Raw genomic sequence first — 13,973 nt, 5'->3', positions numbered from 1 at the left:
GCCGGTAAGAATCGATCGGTCGGCACCTGTCGAACAGAGCGAGCGGCGAGTGGGCAGGTCCCCTCGCCGTTCTCGTCTTCGGGCGTGTCACCGTCTTCGGGCTCGGACGTGTCTGCCACGTCTCCGGGGGTGCCGTCCCCGGGTTCGGGTGTTCCGCTGTCGGTCTCCTGGTCGTCGAAGGTGACGTCTGGATCGTCCGGCGGAGCCTGTTGTGGGAGCTGTGCGTTCTGGGCCGCCGTGGCGCCGCGAGTAAGACGGCGTTTCCACTGTTTCGCGACCGACCTGTGTCGGACGACCGCTCGCGGGCGGAGACGTTTCGAAGCGGGTTTACCTGCTCTGGCCGACCCCGATGATATGCACGTGACCTTTCTCGGGACCAGCGGGGCCGTTCCGACGACGATGCGCAACCCGAGCGCGGTGATGGTCCGCCGGGAAGGTGAACGGTTCCTCTTCGACGCCGCCGAGGGGACCCAGCGTCAGATGATGCGTTTTTCCACCGGCTTCGCTGTCTCACACGTCTTCGTCTCCCACCTCCACGGTGACCACGTCCTCGGCCTCCCCGGCCTGATCCAGACCTGGGACTTCAATGACCGCGAGGAACCCGTCGCGATCCACACGCCGGCGGGCACCCGCCGTCGGATCCGGGATCTGGTCACCGTGACTGGCAACGAACCGTCCTTTCCCGTCCGCGTCAACGAGGTCTCACCCGGCGACGTGGCGCTGGACGGCGCGGAGTTCGAGGTCCGGGCGTTCGAGACCGACCACCGGGCCACGTCGGTCGGCTACGCCATCGTCGAGGACGACCGCAAGGGCCGGTTCGACCGCGAGAAGGCCGAGGCGGAACTCGGCATCGAACCCGGCCCCGCGTACAGCAAACTCCACAACGGCGAGCCCGTGGAACTCGACGACGGCACCGTCGTCCAGCCCGAACAGGTCGTCGGCCCGCCGCGGCCGGGTCGGCGGGTCGTCTACACCGGCGACACCTGCCCCACCGAAGGCGTCGTCGAAGCCGCCGACGACGCGGATCTGTTGATCCACGACGCCACCTTCGCCGAGGACCGCCGCGAGCGGGCGGGCCAGACCGGCCACTCGACGGCGAAACAGGCCGCCGAGATCGCCAACCGGGCCGGGGCGAAACGGCTGGCGCTCACCCACGTCTCGACGCGCTACGCCGGCCAGTCCGGGCGACTGGAAGACGAAGCCCGCGAGGTGTTCGACGGCGAGGCGTTCCTCCCCGACGACGGGGACGAACTCGACGTGCCCTTCCCGGACGGGGAGGGCGAGGACGCGACGTAGCGTCGGCTCACACCCACGGATCGAGTTCCTCGTAGCCGGAAAACGAGTCGCGGCCCGGATACGCGTCGACCATCGCGATCACGTCCGACGCGACATCGTACGCGGGCATCGTGTCGTCGTAGAGGATCACCACGCCAGCGTGTTCGGCCGGGACCAGATCACTGAAATCTTTCACGTCGCTGGTCAGGACGATCAGATCGTGTTCGACCGCGTAGGGGAGTACGTCTGTTTCGTCGTCCGCTCCCTGCCAGAGCGCGTCGCGGACGTGTTCCGCGTACATCCCTTCTTTCTCCAGATACGTCGCCGTCTTCGGATCGACGTTCTCGTCGAGGAGAAACCGCCACTCACTCATCTCGATCCGCGTCCGGGTCGACGCCGGTGGGTCGGTCGATCCGCTCACGGAGCGACACCATCGCGTCGTCCCGCTCCCGTGCTACGGTTCGCATTTCGGCAGGATGGTCGTGATAGTAGGCGAGCGCGTGGTACACGTCGGCGATGTCGAGGTCGTATCGGTCCGCGACGGTTTCCGGGTCTTCCCCGCGTTCTTCGACGAGCGCGTACACCTGCCGGACGCTGATCCGTCGACCACGAATGTGGGGCTCACCCATGCGCTCACGAGCGATCCGTCGGGTGTCACGCTCCGCCATACCGGCATCTCGGACCCGCAACCGAAAAAACGTACTGCCGGGGACCGAACTTTTCCTCTCGCCCGCCCCATCGCCGCTATGCCCGACGACTGCCCGTTCTGTGCCATTGTCGCCGGTGACGCGCCGGCCAGCGTCGTCCACGAGACCGACGAGACGCTCGCGTTCCTGGATATCGCGCCCGTCACGGAGGGCCACGCGCTGGTGATTCCGAAGGCCCACTCGGCGGGACTCGACGGACTGGACCCCGACACCGGCGGGCGACTGTTTCGGGTGGGCCAGGAGATCGCCGCGGCGGTGCGAGCGTCCTCCGTGCCGACCGAGGGGATCACCCTCTTCCTGGCGGACGGTGCGGTCGCGGGCCAGGAGGTGTTCCACGTCCACCTGCACGTCATTCCCCGGACGGCCGACGACAGCGTCACGCTCGGCTTCGAGCGGTCCGAGCCCGGGCGCGAGCGGCTGGACGAACTCGCCGACGCGGTCGCCGCGGAACTGTAGGTCGCCGTCCCGTTCGCGGTCAGCCCGGGTGTCGGACCGGCACGAAGTTTATGGCTCGCAGGCTCCTAGTCCGTGGTAGTCGTGAACGCCCGCACGAGCGCGCTCGATGCAGTCGTCTTCGGGGTGGACATCCAGAGCGGTGACGTACGCGGGTCGGCACCGTCGTACGCACTGGTCGTCTTCGACGGCGAGTCCGTGAGCCGGGACGTGGTCTCCCGGCGGAAACTCAATCGGCTGATCGCCGACCGTGAGCCGGCCATCGTCGCCACGGACAACATGTACGAACTCGCCGCGGACAAGGACGCCCTGATCCACTTCCTCGGCGAGCTCCCCGACGAGACGAAACTCGTCCAGGTTACCGGCGCGGAGCGACCGGAACCGCTCTCGCGGGTCGCCGGCCGGCACAACGTCCCCTACGGCAAGGACCCGATGAAAGAGGCCGAGGCCGCGGCCCGCCTCGCCGCGATGAACGTCGGGCAGGAGGTGTCGGCCTTCACGAACACCACCCGCGTGAAGGTCGCTCGCGGCCGCTCGACCGGTAAGGGGGGCTGGTCGGAGGACCGCTATACCCGCCGGATTCACGGGGCAGTCAAGAAGCGAACCCGCGAGGTCGAGTCCGAACTGGACGACGCCGGTCTCGACTACGAGCGGGACGCCACCGAGAAGTACGGCGGCTTCTCCAACGCCATCTTCGAGGTCGAGGGGCGGCCCGCCGACATTCCGGTCTCGGCGCACCGCTCGGGTGACGTGCGCGTCGAAATCGAGCGCGAGCGCCGCGACGGCATCGAGTTCCAGCCGCTGGTCAAGCGCCGGGATCACGTCATCGTCGGCATCGACCCCGGGACGACCACCGCGGCGGCCGTCGTCGACGTGCACGGCGAGGTACTGGACGTGTTCAGTACTCGTACTGCGGACACCGCGGACGTGATCGAGTGGATCATCGAGCGCGGCCGACCCATCGTCGTCGCCGCCGACGTGGAGCCGATGCCCGAGACCGTCGAGAAGATCCGTCGGAGCTTCGAGGCCGCCGCGTGGGTGCCAGCCAGCGACCTCCCGATCGACGAGAAGAAACACCGCACCCGTGAGGAAGGATACGACGACGACCACCAGCGCGACGCCCTGGCGGCGGCGCTGTCGGCGTTCGACGCCCACGAGGACCAGTTCGAGCGCGTCGCGGAGAAAGTGCCGCCCCAGTTCGACCTCGGGGAGGTGCTGGCCCGCGTCGTCGCCGGCGAGGAGTCCGTCGAGGCCGTCATCACTGATCTGGAACGGGACCCCGACGAGGACGAGGAGACGACCGAACACACCGAGCGGGAACTCACCGCCGAGGAGAAGAAAATCAATCGCCTCGAAGCGCGGGTCGACCGGCTGGAAGACCACAACGAGGATCTGAAAGACACCATCGCGCGCAAGGACGACCGGATCGAGGAGTACGAGGAGGAGCTCTCTGAGGCTCGCCGCGAGGAGCGCCGCGAGGCCCGCGAGCGCCGGGAGATCACGCGGCTAGAGCGGGAGAACGAACGGCTCGAACGGGAACTCGACGAGGAGCGCGAGCGGGTCGACGAACTGGAGACCAAACTCGAACGCCTGAAGGCGCTGTGGAAACTCGACCACTCGAACTTCGCGGACGTATCGGAGAAACAGCAGGACCTCGTCCCGGTGAAGGTAATCGAGGAGTTCACGAAAGACGCAATCGAACGCGCCGACGAGGCCTACGGGCTCGCCGAGGGTGACGTGATCTACCTGCGCGACGGGAGCGGTGCCGGTCGGTCGACCGCCCAGCGCCTCGCGGACGTGAACCCGCGCGTGGTCCTGCGGGACGGCGGCCAGCTCTCCGAGGCTGCCGACGACCTGCTCTTCGAACACGAGGTGCCGATTGGCCCCGCCGAGGACGTGGGGATTCAGGAGGTCGACGAACTCGCGGTGGCCCGGGAGAGCGAGGTCGAGACCGTCATCGACGACTGGGAAGACCGGGCCGAGGAACGCGAGAAACAGAACAACGAACAGATGGTGGATCGACTGATCAGCGAACACCGGGCCGACCGCCCGGAGAGCTAGGTCACGTCGCCCAGTCCCATCCCGAGCGCGCTCAGTATCGTCGTCACGAACCCGTACGCCACCAGTAGCAAGCCCGCGATGGCGAAACAGATGCCAGCCGCGACGAGTGGGTTCTCTACCGCGACGAGACCGATACCCCCGATCAGGAGGACCAGCCCCAGAACCCCAGCCGTCCCGATTTTGTCAAGCATACACTCCCCTCCCATCTCGGGTAGCTTAAAAACCGTGACTCGACACGACAGCGCCGGTGCTGGGGGCTGTCCCGACGACCCGAGCGACGGGAACGAGACACGAATTTATAATTAAAACAGACAGAAAAATTTTAAGCAGAAAATATAGAAATTAAGTGAACACTATGGGGGAGATACGGATCGCAGCAGTGGTTGCCGTCGTCACATTCGCTATCGCAGCCGTGGGGGTTGCGGGTGCTGTCGGCGGGACAGCCGTGACAGGAGCCGACGCAGCGGACGCGTCGCTCGGGACGATACAGACGAACGAGACCAATACGACGGACACGACGAACACGACCGACACGAACACGACTGACGGGACGAACGGTACGGACACGACCGACGGGATTACCATCGGGGGCGTCACGGGGACGGTGACGAACGGCAGTGGTGCGGCGGTGGCGGATGCGACCGTCTCGGTCGGCCCGGCGGCGACGACGACGAACGCGACCGGGGGGTACGCGGTCGCGGTGCAGACCGGGACGTACACGCTCGCGGTGTCGGTCGACGGCGAGCAGGTCGCCACACGGTCGGTGAACGTGACGGCCAACACGACGACGACCGTCGACGTGACCGTGACGGTGACCGCGACGATCCAGGGGACGGTGACCGACAGCGACGGCGAGCCGATCAGTTCGGTGTTGGTCGACCTGCGCCAGCCCGGCGGGTTCGCGGACACCGCCGGGTTCCCCGACGAGTACGTAGCTCGCACACAGCCGGCCGCCGACGGGAACTACCAGCTCTCCGTCGACCCGGGGGAGTACGACCTCGGAGCCGGGAGCGTCGCGTACGAGCTCCGCGTGACGAATGTCTCGCTCTTACCGGGTGAGACGCTGACGCGGAACTTCACGCTCGACCGGGCCGACGGGGGAATCGCCGGTACCGTCACCGACGAGAACGGGACGCCGATCCCGAACGCCACCGTGACGACGCTGGACGGCACGATGTCCGCCTCGACCGGTGCCGACGGCGCTTTCGACCTCACGATGGCCGCAGGCACGTACACGGTCGTCGCCGACGCCGACGGCTACCAGCCGACCACCAGCGAGGTCGCCGTCCAGGCGGGCCGGACCACGGAGACCGACTTCGCCCTCACCGAACGCAACGCGTCCCGGGCACCGCTCGCGGTCGCGATCACCGGTACGTCCGATCCGGTCGCGCCGGGCGGCACGGTCGCCGTCGACGTGTCCTTGACGAACCAGCGTGACGAAACGGTCAGCCAGCCGGTCTCGCTCGTCGTCGACGGCGCGACCGTCGACGACACGTTCGTCTCGGTGGCCGCCGGCGCGACCCAGTCGCTCACGCTCGTGTGGACGGCGAGCGCCGACGCCGATGGGAGCTATACCGCCACCGTCCGGAGCGGCGACGCGGCCGCCTCGACCGTCCTCACCGTCGACCCGTCGCTGAACACCTCCGACGGGGGCGGAACCGACGGTGGGACCGACGGGGGCGGGACCGACGAGACCACCGGCGACTCGGACCCCACGTTCGGGGACGGCAACGACTCGACGGACTCCGATCCGACGTTCGAGGCAGGCAACGATTCGAGCGGTGGGATGTTCGATGGAATGGGGAACGAGACCAACGGGTCGTTCGACGGGTTCAACGAGTCGGGGTCGAGTGGACCGGCGTTCGAGTTCGACACCGAGAGCAGTGGTTCCGGCTTCGACTTCGCGACGAACGCGAGCGGACCGGCGTTCGAGTTCGGCAGCGACGCGGGCGGGTCCGGGTTCGGCTTCGAGACCGACTCGGACACGCCGTCCTTCGGGTTCGGTGACGACACCGGCGGGTCCGGCTTCGACCTCGGCACGGACGCAGGTGGTGCGGACTTCGCTTTCGGCACCGATTCGAACGGACCGGCCTTTTCGTTCTCGCCGGACTAGGCGGCGCTCGTTTTCAGCAGAAAGCAAACGGATCGCGAGTTAGAACTCGTTACAGACGGGGATGCCGACGGTTTCGTAGTTCCCCATGTTGCCGATCATGTCCGGCACTTCCTCGAGGCTGACGGTCTCGGTGACGATCTGGCCGGGGTCGATCTTGCCGCGGGACATCATGCGGAAGATCTGGTCGTACTCGTTCGGGGGCATCCCGAAGGAGCCGTAGAACTCGCGTTCGTCCATGACCATGTTGTCGACCGGGAGTTCGACCTTCCCGTCGTTCTCACCGGTCGTGAGACCGATCTGGAGGTGCTGCCCGGCTTTGCCCAGCGAGTTGACGGCGTTCTTGCAGGTCTGGGCGACTCCCAGTGCGTCGACGGCTACATCGACGCCGTGGGACCCTTCGGTGTGAGCCTTGACCGCCTGGGCGGCGTCCTTTACGTCGGTTGCGTTGATGATCTCGTCGGCACCGAGTTCCTCGGCGGCCCAGAGCTGTTCGTCCTTGATGTCGACGGCGATCACGTTGGCACCCAGCGCGTCGGCGATGTGGACCGCCGAGAGGCCGACGCCGCCACAGCCGTGGATGGCCACCCAGTCGCCGGGGGTGACGTCGACACGGCTGACCAGGCCGTGGAACGCGGTCGCGAACCGACAGCCCAGGCCGGCGACGTTGACTGGATCCACGTCGTCGGGGAGTTTCACGACGTTGTGGTCGGCCTCCCGGACGGGGAACCGCTCGGCGAAGGCCCCGGGGGCCATCTGCAGGAAGCCGAGTGGGACCATCCGGTCACAGATGTTCCCGCGGCCGTCACGGCAGTGCTGACAGGTCCCGTCGGAGAGGTTGAACGGGACGGTCACCATGTCGCCCTCGCGGAACCGATCGACGTTGTCCCCCACCTCGACGACGCGGCCGGCCGGTTCGTGACCGAAGATCAGCCCCTCCGTCGGGACGACGCCGATGTGTCCCCAGTCCCCCTTCCAGGCGTGCCAGTCGCTCCGGCAGATCCCGCAGGCTTCCGTCTCGACGACCACCTGGTCTTCGTCGGCCGTCGGCTCCTCCACGTCCTGAATCTCGAGGGGTTCCTCTACCCCCTGAAAGACTGCTGCTTTCATACAGCCCGTATCAATAGAGACACCGTAATAAAACATTGGTAGGCCTTTTCATACCCCGGAGTTTTCAGGGTTAACCGGTTATATGCGGCTGTATTTCGTGGGGTGTGGTATCACGCGTACGTCGCCGATTTCGGCCCCTCTGTGGGGTGCCACGGCCCCTCTCAGTGTTGAAAAACTTAAACCGTCTGCCCGCCGAAGGGGCGACTATGAGCGACAACGAGGGACGCAAAGACCTTCGTATGCCCGACGACGACGAGGTCTTTGCGGTCGTTACGAACATGCTCGGTGCGAACCGGGTACGCGTCAGGTGTATGGACGGTGTCGAACGTACAGCGCGCATCCCTGGAAAGATGCAGAAACGCATCTGGATCCGCGAGGACGACGTGGTGCTGGTCGAACCGTGGGACTGGCAGGACGAGAAGGCGGACATCACGTGGCGCTACGAGAAACAGGAGGCCGACCAGCTTCGACAGGAGGGACACATCCAGGAGTAGCGGTGATGTTTGTCTCCCCGGCCCCACGTGGCCTCCCCGAGAACGTACAGTCGACGCGAGCGAACGGAGTGAGCGAGCGCCGCGGGGAGGCGACGCGCGACCGCAGCGAGCGCGACCGAACCGAACCACGATTTCTGGCCCGGATTTTTGCCCGACCGAGTGAGCGAACGCGAACGAGGGGGGTGTAGAAAGGTGGCTGAGTTCGATCTCGTCGACACCGACGACGTGGACTCGCCCGGCGACGAGTGGGAGGAGATCGACGTCGCCGACACCGAGGCCGACCGCATCGCCCGGAGTCGCGACCGGGAGTTCAGCCAGTTCCGCGAGCGGATCAAGGACGCAGACCAGTTCAAGGTCGAGGCGTCCGTCTTCGACGACGCCACCTTCGGTGCTCTCTACAAACTCGTCCAGGACGGCCACATCGACGCATTCGGCGGCCCGATCTCGACGGGCAAGGAGGCCAACGTCTACTCCGCGCTGGGCGGCCGGGCGGCCGCCGACGCTTTGGATATCGCGGACTCGCCCGAGGTCGCCGTCAAGATCTACCGGATCAACGCCTCCGATTTCCAGGACATGCGGGGCTACCTCGACGGCGACCCCCGGTTCGACGGCATCGGCTCGAAGAAGAGCGACATCGTCAAGGCGTGGGTCCGCAAGGAGTACGCCAACCTCGAACGCGCGCGCAACGCCGGCGTCCGCGTCCCCGAACCCATCGCCGTCGAGCGCAACGTCCTGGTGATGGAGTTGCTGGGAATCGACGACGGCGAGGGTCGCGCCAAGCGACTGGCCGAGGTCCACGTCGAGAACCCCGAGACGGCCTTCGAGGTGGTCCGGGAGTACATGCGCCGGCTCCACAGTGCCGGCCTGGTCCACGGCGACCTCTCGGAGTACAACATCATCCTCCACGGCGAGGAACTGGTCGTCATCGACCTGGGCCAGGCGGTCACCGTCCACCATCCCAACAGCCGCGACTTCCTCGAACGGGACTGTCACAACGTCGCCTCGTTTTTCCGTCGGCAGGGACTGGCGGTCGAGGACGACGACCTGCTGGCGTTTGTGACGGGCGGCGACGAGGACTGATCGACGGCCACGGAGCGACGGTTCGGTGGCGGCCACTGTGCGAAGCCTTGAAACCGTGGGGTACCGTAGTGGCGAGCATATTATGCAGCACGTGAAGATACCGCAGGACCGCATCGGCGTGCTCATCGGCGAAGGTGGGGAGACGATGCGCGAGATCGAAGAGCGCGCGGAGGTGCGACTCGACATCGACTCCGAAAGCGGGTCCGTCAAAGTCGAGACGGTCGGTGATCCCATCGTGGGGCTGAACGGTCCGGACATCGTGAAGGCCATCGGCCGCGGGTTCGCCCCCGAGGACGCACTGGAACTGCTCGAGGACGACCTGATGATGTTCGACGTGGTCGATCTGAAAGCCGCCTCCCGGAACAAGAAAGACATGCGACGGAAGAAGGGCCGACTCATCGGCGAAGACGGCCGGACGCGGGAGCTCATGGAAGAACTCTCCGGCGCGGCCGTCGTCATCTACGGCTCCACGCTGTCGATCATCGGCGAACCGGAACAGGTCGACACCGTCCGGGAGGCCGCCGAGATGATCCTCGACGGCGCGCCCCACGGCTCGGTCTACTCGTTCCTGGAGCGTCGCCACAACGAGATGAAACAGAAGGGCATGGAGTACCACCAGTTCACCGGATAACACGGTTATCCGAGCCCACACTCCCTCCGCTCGTGTGGACACGAGCTGACCGTTCTACCGCTTTTCGTCCAACTCCGTCGACTCCTGCCCGAACCAGCGGGTCCACACCGGCTGGAACGCGTCCTCGGCCTCGGAGATCCGATCCCACTCGGTGAGCCCGCGCTCCGCGTCGCTCCCGGGGATCGTGTTGTCGAACACGAGCGCCGTGAGGCCGCCGACGGCCATGCCGGTCGTACCGATCACGTAGACCGTGTTGGCGACCGCTTCCGTGCCCAGAACCGGGCCGGCGAGTGGGATCCCGGCCAGTCCCGCCTGGAACGTGGCCACGTCGCCGACGTTGGCCATGTACTCGGGGACGGCGAGGCCGACGAAAAGCGCCAGGCCGAGGACGAACACGTTCCGCGAGGAGTCCAGATCGACGTACTTCAGGTTCGAGAGGCCGACGGCGACGATCTGGCCGAACATGGCGACGAACAGGCCGCCGACGATGGGATCGGGCACGGTCGCGACCAGCCGACCGAAGTAGCCGACGAATCCGACCACCAGCATCACGAGCGCGCCGATCTGGACGACCGCGCGCGAGGCCACTCCCGTCAGGCCGATGGCCCCGATGTTCTCGGAGTAGGAGGTCGCGCCCCCGGTTCCCATGATCCCGGAGAAGACGTTGGTGAGCCCCTCCATGCCGATCCCGTGGTTGATGCGGCGCTCGCTGGGCATCCCGCTCCCGGTCAGGCGCGCGACGGCGTGGTAGTCGCCGAAGCTCTCGACGATGGAGGCGAGGACGCCGGCGAACATGCCGATGGCGAAGGCCAGCTCGAAGCGGGGCAGCCCCCACTGGAAGGGGTAGATCGGGAACAGCGGCCGACCCTCGGTGACCGCGCCCAGATCGACGAAGCCGGCCGCACTCGGGGTGTAGACGCCGGCCACGGAGAGGCCGGCCGCGACGACCCAGGCGATCACCACGCCCAGCAGGACCGGAAACAGACTGAACACGCGGTGACTGCGGTCGAGGTACTGCGAGAACAGGACGATCAGGCCCAGGGTGAGTCCGAGCAACCACCAGTTCGTGGTGGCGGCGGTGACCTGTGACACGTCGAACAGCGCCAGTCCGATGAGGGTGATCGTGGGGGCGACGACGACCGGCGAGAGGAAGGCTCTGAGTTTCCCGACGATCCCCAGGTAGCCGATAGCGACCTCCGCCAGCGCCGCCACGATGATCGCGCCCTGGAGGACCTGGAGTTTGGCCTGCCAGCCCGGGAGTCCGCCCGTGGCGGTCACGGTAGTCACGATGGCGATCGCCGGCGCGAGCATCGAGAAGGGCGCGCCCTGGACGATCGGATAGCGGTTCCCGAGGGTGGTCTGGGCCAGCGTCGCCACGCCGGAGACGACGAAGAAGGTGCCGACGAACCGCGCGGTCACGTCGGTCGGCATCCCCATCGCGCCCGCGAGGATCAGCGGGACGGCGACGTTCGCCCCGACCATCGTCAGGTAGTGCTGGAGGCCGAGCAGTATCGACGGCCAGGTTCCCGGCCAGTCGTCGACCCCGTACTCCACGAACGACGCTTCCGCACTCTCGTCGGCCTCGGTACCCATCGGTCGGGGCTGTGGCTTAGCAGGCAAAACCCCGTCGGTCTCGGCCGGCGCTCACTCCTCGTCGTCGTCTTCCAGTGATACGTCCCCGATGGCCTCGGCGATGTCGTCGTCGGCCGCGGCCTCCTCCTCGCTCTCCTCGTCCTCGTCGAGGTCCATCGCTTCCTGGTCGGGTTCGATGTCGTCGTCCAGACTCGTCGGCTCGCCGCCCGCGGTCTCGTCGGGGTCGCTCGTCCCGCTGGGCTCCAGTTCCGCACCGCCGGTGTCAGACTCCGTCGTCACGGGCCCCGACCCGCCGGACTGTCCGAGGTCGGCGTCGGGGTTCGTCGGTTCGTCCAGGTCCAGCTGGCGTTCGAGCAGTTTCACGCGCTCTTCCAGTTCCGAGACACGGCTCGCGACGGCCGGCGCCTGTGTGGTCGCCAGGTCCGACATCGGGCGGTTGGCGACGATCCACCGGAGGTACGCGCCCCGGTCGTCGAACCCCTGGAGCTGGGCCTCCTCGTCTAGCTCCGCGACCAGGTCGTCGTCCAGGCGTAGGCGAATCTCCATCGCCCGAACGTTCGTGTACCCAGCACCTAAATCCCGGTGCCGAACCCGGGCCGGCGACCGGAGCGGTCGCCCTCAGGCTGTTTAAAGCCTGCTTTGGTATCCGGTGCCACGCGGTTCGGACGCGTCGCCCGTTGGCGGTTTCGGCTGTGGGTAACACAACTTTTATATAGAATGGCAATACAATTCTTTGCTTGACTATGGCTCAGCAGATGGGTAACCAGCCCCTCATCGTACTCTCCGAGGAGAGTCAGCGGACATCGGGGAAAGACGCACAGTCGATGAACATCACGGCCGGCAAGGCCGTCGCCGAGTCCGTTCGGACCACCCTCGGTCCGAAGGGGATGGACAAGATGCTCGTGGGCGACACGGGTAGCGTCGTCGTCACGAACGACGGCGTCACCATCCTCGACGAGATGGACATCGAGCACCCGGCGGCCAACATGATCGTCGAGGTCGCCCAGACCCAGGAAGACGAGGTCGGCGACGGCACTACGACCGCCGTCGTCATCTCCGGTGAACTCCTCGCGAAGGCCGAGGACCTGCTGGACCAGGACATCCACGCCACTATCCTGGCCCAGGGGTACCGCCAGGCCGCCGAGGAGGCCAAGGAGATCCTCGAGGACATGGCTATCGAGGTCGACGAGGACGACACCGACATCCTCGAGCAGATCGCCGCCACCGCCATGACCGGCAAGGGTGCCGAAAACGCCAAGGACACCCTCGCCGCACTGGTCGTCGACGCCGTCCGCTCGGTCGCCGACGACGAGGGTATCGACACTGACAACATCAAGGTCGAGAAGGTCGTCGGCGGCTCCATCGACGAGTCCGAACTCGTCGAGGGCGTCATCGTCGACAAGGAACGCGTCCACGACAACATGCCCTACGGCGTCGAGGACGCCAACGTGGCCCTGCTCGACACGGCTATCGAGGTCCCCGAGACCGAACTCGACACCGAGGTCAATGTCACCGACCCCGACCAGCTCCAGCAGTTCCTCGACCAGGAGGAGAAACAGCTCAAGGAGATGGTCGACAACCTGGACGAAGCCGGTGCTGACGTCGTCTTCTGCCAGAAGGGCATCGACGACATGGCCCAGCACTACCTCGCTCAGGAGGGCATCCTCGCGGTCCGTCGGGCCAAGAAGTCCGACATCAAGGCGCTCGCCCGCTCGACGGGCGCTCGCGTCGTCTCCAACATCGACGACGTCACCGAGGACGACCTCGGCTTCGCCGGCTCCGTCGCGGAGAAAGACATCGGTGGCGACCAGCGCATCTTCGTCGAGGACGTCGAGGACGCCCGCGCGGTCACCATGATCCTGCGCGGCGGCACCGACCACGTCGTCGACGAGGTCGAACGCGCCGTCGATGACTCGCTGGGTGTCGTGTCCGTCACGCTCGAAGACGGGCAGGTTCTCCCCGGCGGCGGTGCCCCCGAGACCCAGCTCGCGCTCGGCCTGCGTGACTACGCCGACTCCGTGGGCGGCCGCGAACAGCTGGCCGTCGAGGCCTTCGCCGACGCCATCGACGTCATCCCGCGCACGCTCGCGGAGAACGCCGGCCTCGACCCCATCGACTCGCTGGTCGACCTCCGCGCCCAGCACGACGAGGGCTCGACCACCGTCGGTCTCGACGCCTACACCGGCGAGGTCGTCGACATGGAGGACGACGGCGTCGTCGAGCCGCTGCGCGTCAAGACCCAGGCCGTCGAGTCCGCCGTCGAAGCCGCAGTCATGATCCTGCGCATCGACGACGTGATCGCGGCCGGCGACATGAAGGGTGGCCAGAGCGACGACGACGGCGACGAAGGACCACCCGCAGGCGGCCCCGGCGGCGCGCCCGGCGGCATGGGCGGCGGCATGGGCGGCATGGGCGGCGGCATGGGCGGGATGATGTAAGCCCACTTTTTGCACGCTCGT

At 66.8% G+C, this 13,973-nt stretch carries 14 protein-coding genes; 8 read left to right on the top strand and 6 right to left on the bottom strand.

Annotated elements, in window-relative coordinates:
• Nucleotides 1-354 precede the first annotated feature (354 nt).
• On the top strand, nt 355-1,296 hold the full coding sequence (gene rnz / locus MU521_RS04305) for a ribonuclease Z (RefSeq protein ID WP_092688277.1): 942 nt from the start codon (nt 355-357) through the stop codon (nt 1,294-1,296).
• A 7-nt stretch (nt 1,297-1,303) separates the two neighbouring features.
• Here the strand turns inward: rnz and MU521_RS04300 are convergent, their stop codons facing one another.
• Both MU521_RS04300 and MU521_RS04295 read right to left on the bottom strand, forming a co-directional pair.
• A complete protein-coding gene (locus MU521_RS04300; protein WP_092688280.1) occupies nt 1,304-1,648 on the bottom strand; it encodes a DUF5615 family PIN-like protein in 345 nt (114 codons plus the stop codon).
• The gene (locus MU521_RS04295; RefSeq protein WP_092688283.1) at nt 1,641-1,943 is read right to left on the bottom strand and encodes a DUF433 domain-containing protein; all 303 of its coding nucleotides are present in this window, start codon (nt 1,941-1,943) and stop codon (nt 1,641-1,643) included. Before MU521_RS04295 ends, MU521_RS04300 begins: the two co-directional genes overlap by 8 nt.
• A gap of 78 nt (nt 1,944-2,021) precedes the next feature.
• Here MU521_RS04295 and MU521_RS04290 point away from each other — a divergent pair, with 78 nt between their 5' ends.
• Nucleotides 2,022-2,438 carry an HIT family protein gene (locus tag MU521_RS04290; protein WP_092688286.1) on the top strand — a complete coding sequence of 139 codons (417 nt, stop codon included), beginning with the start codon at nt 2,022-2,024 and terminating at the stop codon, nt 2,436-2,438.
• Between the two features lie 81 nt (nt 2,439-2,519).
• Nucleotides 2,520-4,496, top strand: coding sequence for a DUF460 domain-containing protein (locus tag MU521_RS04285; protein ID WP_092688289.1), 1,977 nt, complete (start codon nt 2,520-2,522; stop codon nt 4,494-4,496).
• Here the strand turns inward: MU521_RS04285 and MU521_RS04280 are convergent.
• A complete protein-coding gene (locus MU521_RS04280) occupies nt 4,493-4,687 on the bottom strand; it encodes a DUF7470 family protein (protein ID WP_092688292.1) in 195 nt (64 codons plus the stop codon). The genes MU521_RS04285 and MU521_RS04280 overlap by 4 nt on opposite strands.
• Before the next feature lie 164 nt (nt 4,688-4,851).
• Between MU521_RS04280 and MU521_RS04275 the strand changes: the two genes are divergently transcribed.
• On the top strand, nt 4,852-6,609 hold the full coding sequence (locus MU521_RS04275; protein WP_092688294.1) for a carboxypeptidase regulatory-like domain-containing protein: 1,758 nt from the start codon (nt 4,852-4,854) through the stop codon (nt 6,607-6,609).
• 39 nt (nt 6,610-6,648) lie between these two features.
• Here MU521_RS04275 and MU521_RS04270 read toward each other — a convergent pair whose 3' ends face one another.
• On the bottom strand, nt 6,649-7,716 hold the full coding sequence (locus MU521_RS04270) for a zinc-dependent alcohol dehydrogenase family protein (RefSeq protein ID WP_092688296.1): 1,068 nt from the start codon (nt 7,714-7,716) through the stop codon (nt 6,649-6,651).
• A gap of 206 nt (nt 7,717-7,922) precedes the next feature.
• Here MU521_RS04270 and eif1A point away from each other — a divergent pair, with 206 nt between their 5' ends.
• The 3 genes from eif1A to MU521_RS04255 all read left to right on the top strand — a co-directional run bounded on the left by eif1A (nt 7,923) and on the right by MU521_RS04255 (nt 9,921).
• On the top strand, nt 7,923-8,210 hold the full coding sequence (gene eif1A, locus MU521_RS04265; RefSeq protein ID WP_092658708.1) for a translation initiation factor eIF-1A: 288 nt from the start codon (nt 7,923-7,925) through the stop codon (nt 8,208-8,210).
• 192 nt (nt 8,211-8,402) lie between these two features.
• Nucleotides 8,403-9,290 carry a serine/threonine-protein kinase Rio1 gene (gene rio1, locus MU521_RS04260; RefSeq protein ID WP_092688409.1) on the top strand — a complete coding sequence of 296 codons (888 nt, stop codon included), beginning with the start codon at nt 8,403-8,405 and terminating at the stop codon, nt 9,288-9,290.
• An 82-nt stretch (nt 9,291-9,372) separates the two neighbouring features.
• Nucleotides 9,373-9,921, top strand: coding sequence for a KH domain-containing protein (locus MU521_RS04255; RefSeq protein WP_092688298.1), 549 nt, complete (start codon nt 9,373-9,375; stop codon nt 9,919-9,921).
• 54 nt (nt 9,922-9,975) lie between these two features.
• Here MU521_RS04255 and MU521_RS04250 read toward each other — a convergent pair whose 3' ends face one another.
• Both MU521_RS04250 and MU521_RS04245 read right to left on the bottom strand, forming a co-directional pair.
• Entirely contained in the window at nt 9,976-11,514 is a 1,539-nt protein-coding gene (locus tag MU521_RS04250) for a uracil-xanthine permease family protein (protein ID WP_092688300.1), read from the bottom strand.
• A 51-nt stretch (nt 11,515-11,565) separates the two neighbouring features.
• Nucleotides 11,566-12,060, bottom strand: a complete 495-nt coding sequence (locus MU521_RS04245; protein WP_092688302.1) for a hypothetical protein — start codon at nt 12,058-12,060, stop codon at nt 11,566-11,568.
• A gap of 209 nt (nt 12,061-12,269) precedes the next feature.
• On the opposite strand from MU521_RS04245, the gene thsA reads away from it, so the two are divergent.
• Nucleotides 12,270-13,952, top strand: coding sequence for a thermosome subunit alpha (thsA, locus tag MU521_RS04240; RefSeq protein ID WP_092688305.1), 1,683 nt, complete (start codon nt 12,270-12,272; stop codon nt 13,950-13,952).
• The last annotated feature ends 21 nt before the right edge of the window (nt 13,953-13,973 follow it).

Source organism: Halorientalis regularis (genome assembly GCF_023698535.1).
Taxonomy (GTDB): domain Archaea; phylum Halobacteriota; class Halobacteria; order Halobacteriales; family Haloarculaceae; genus Halorientalis; species Halorientalis regularis.
Note: the sequence above shows the minus strand (reverse complement) of the source record. Positions and strands in the feature narration are given on the sequence as shown.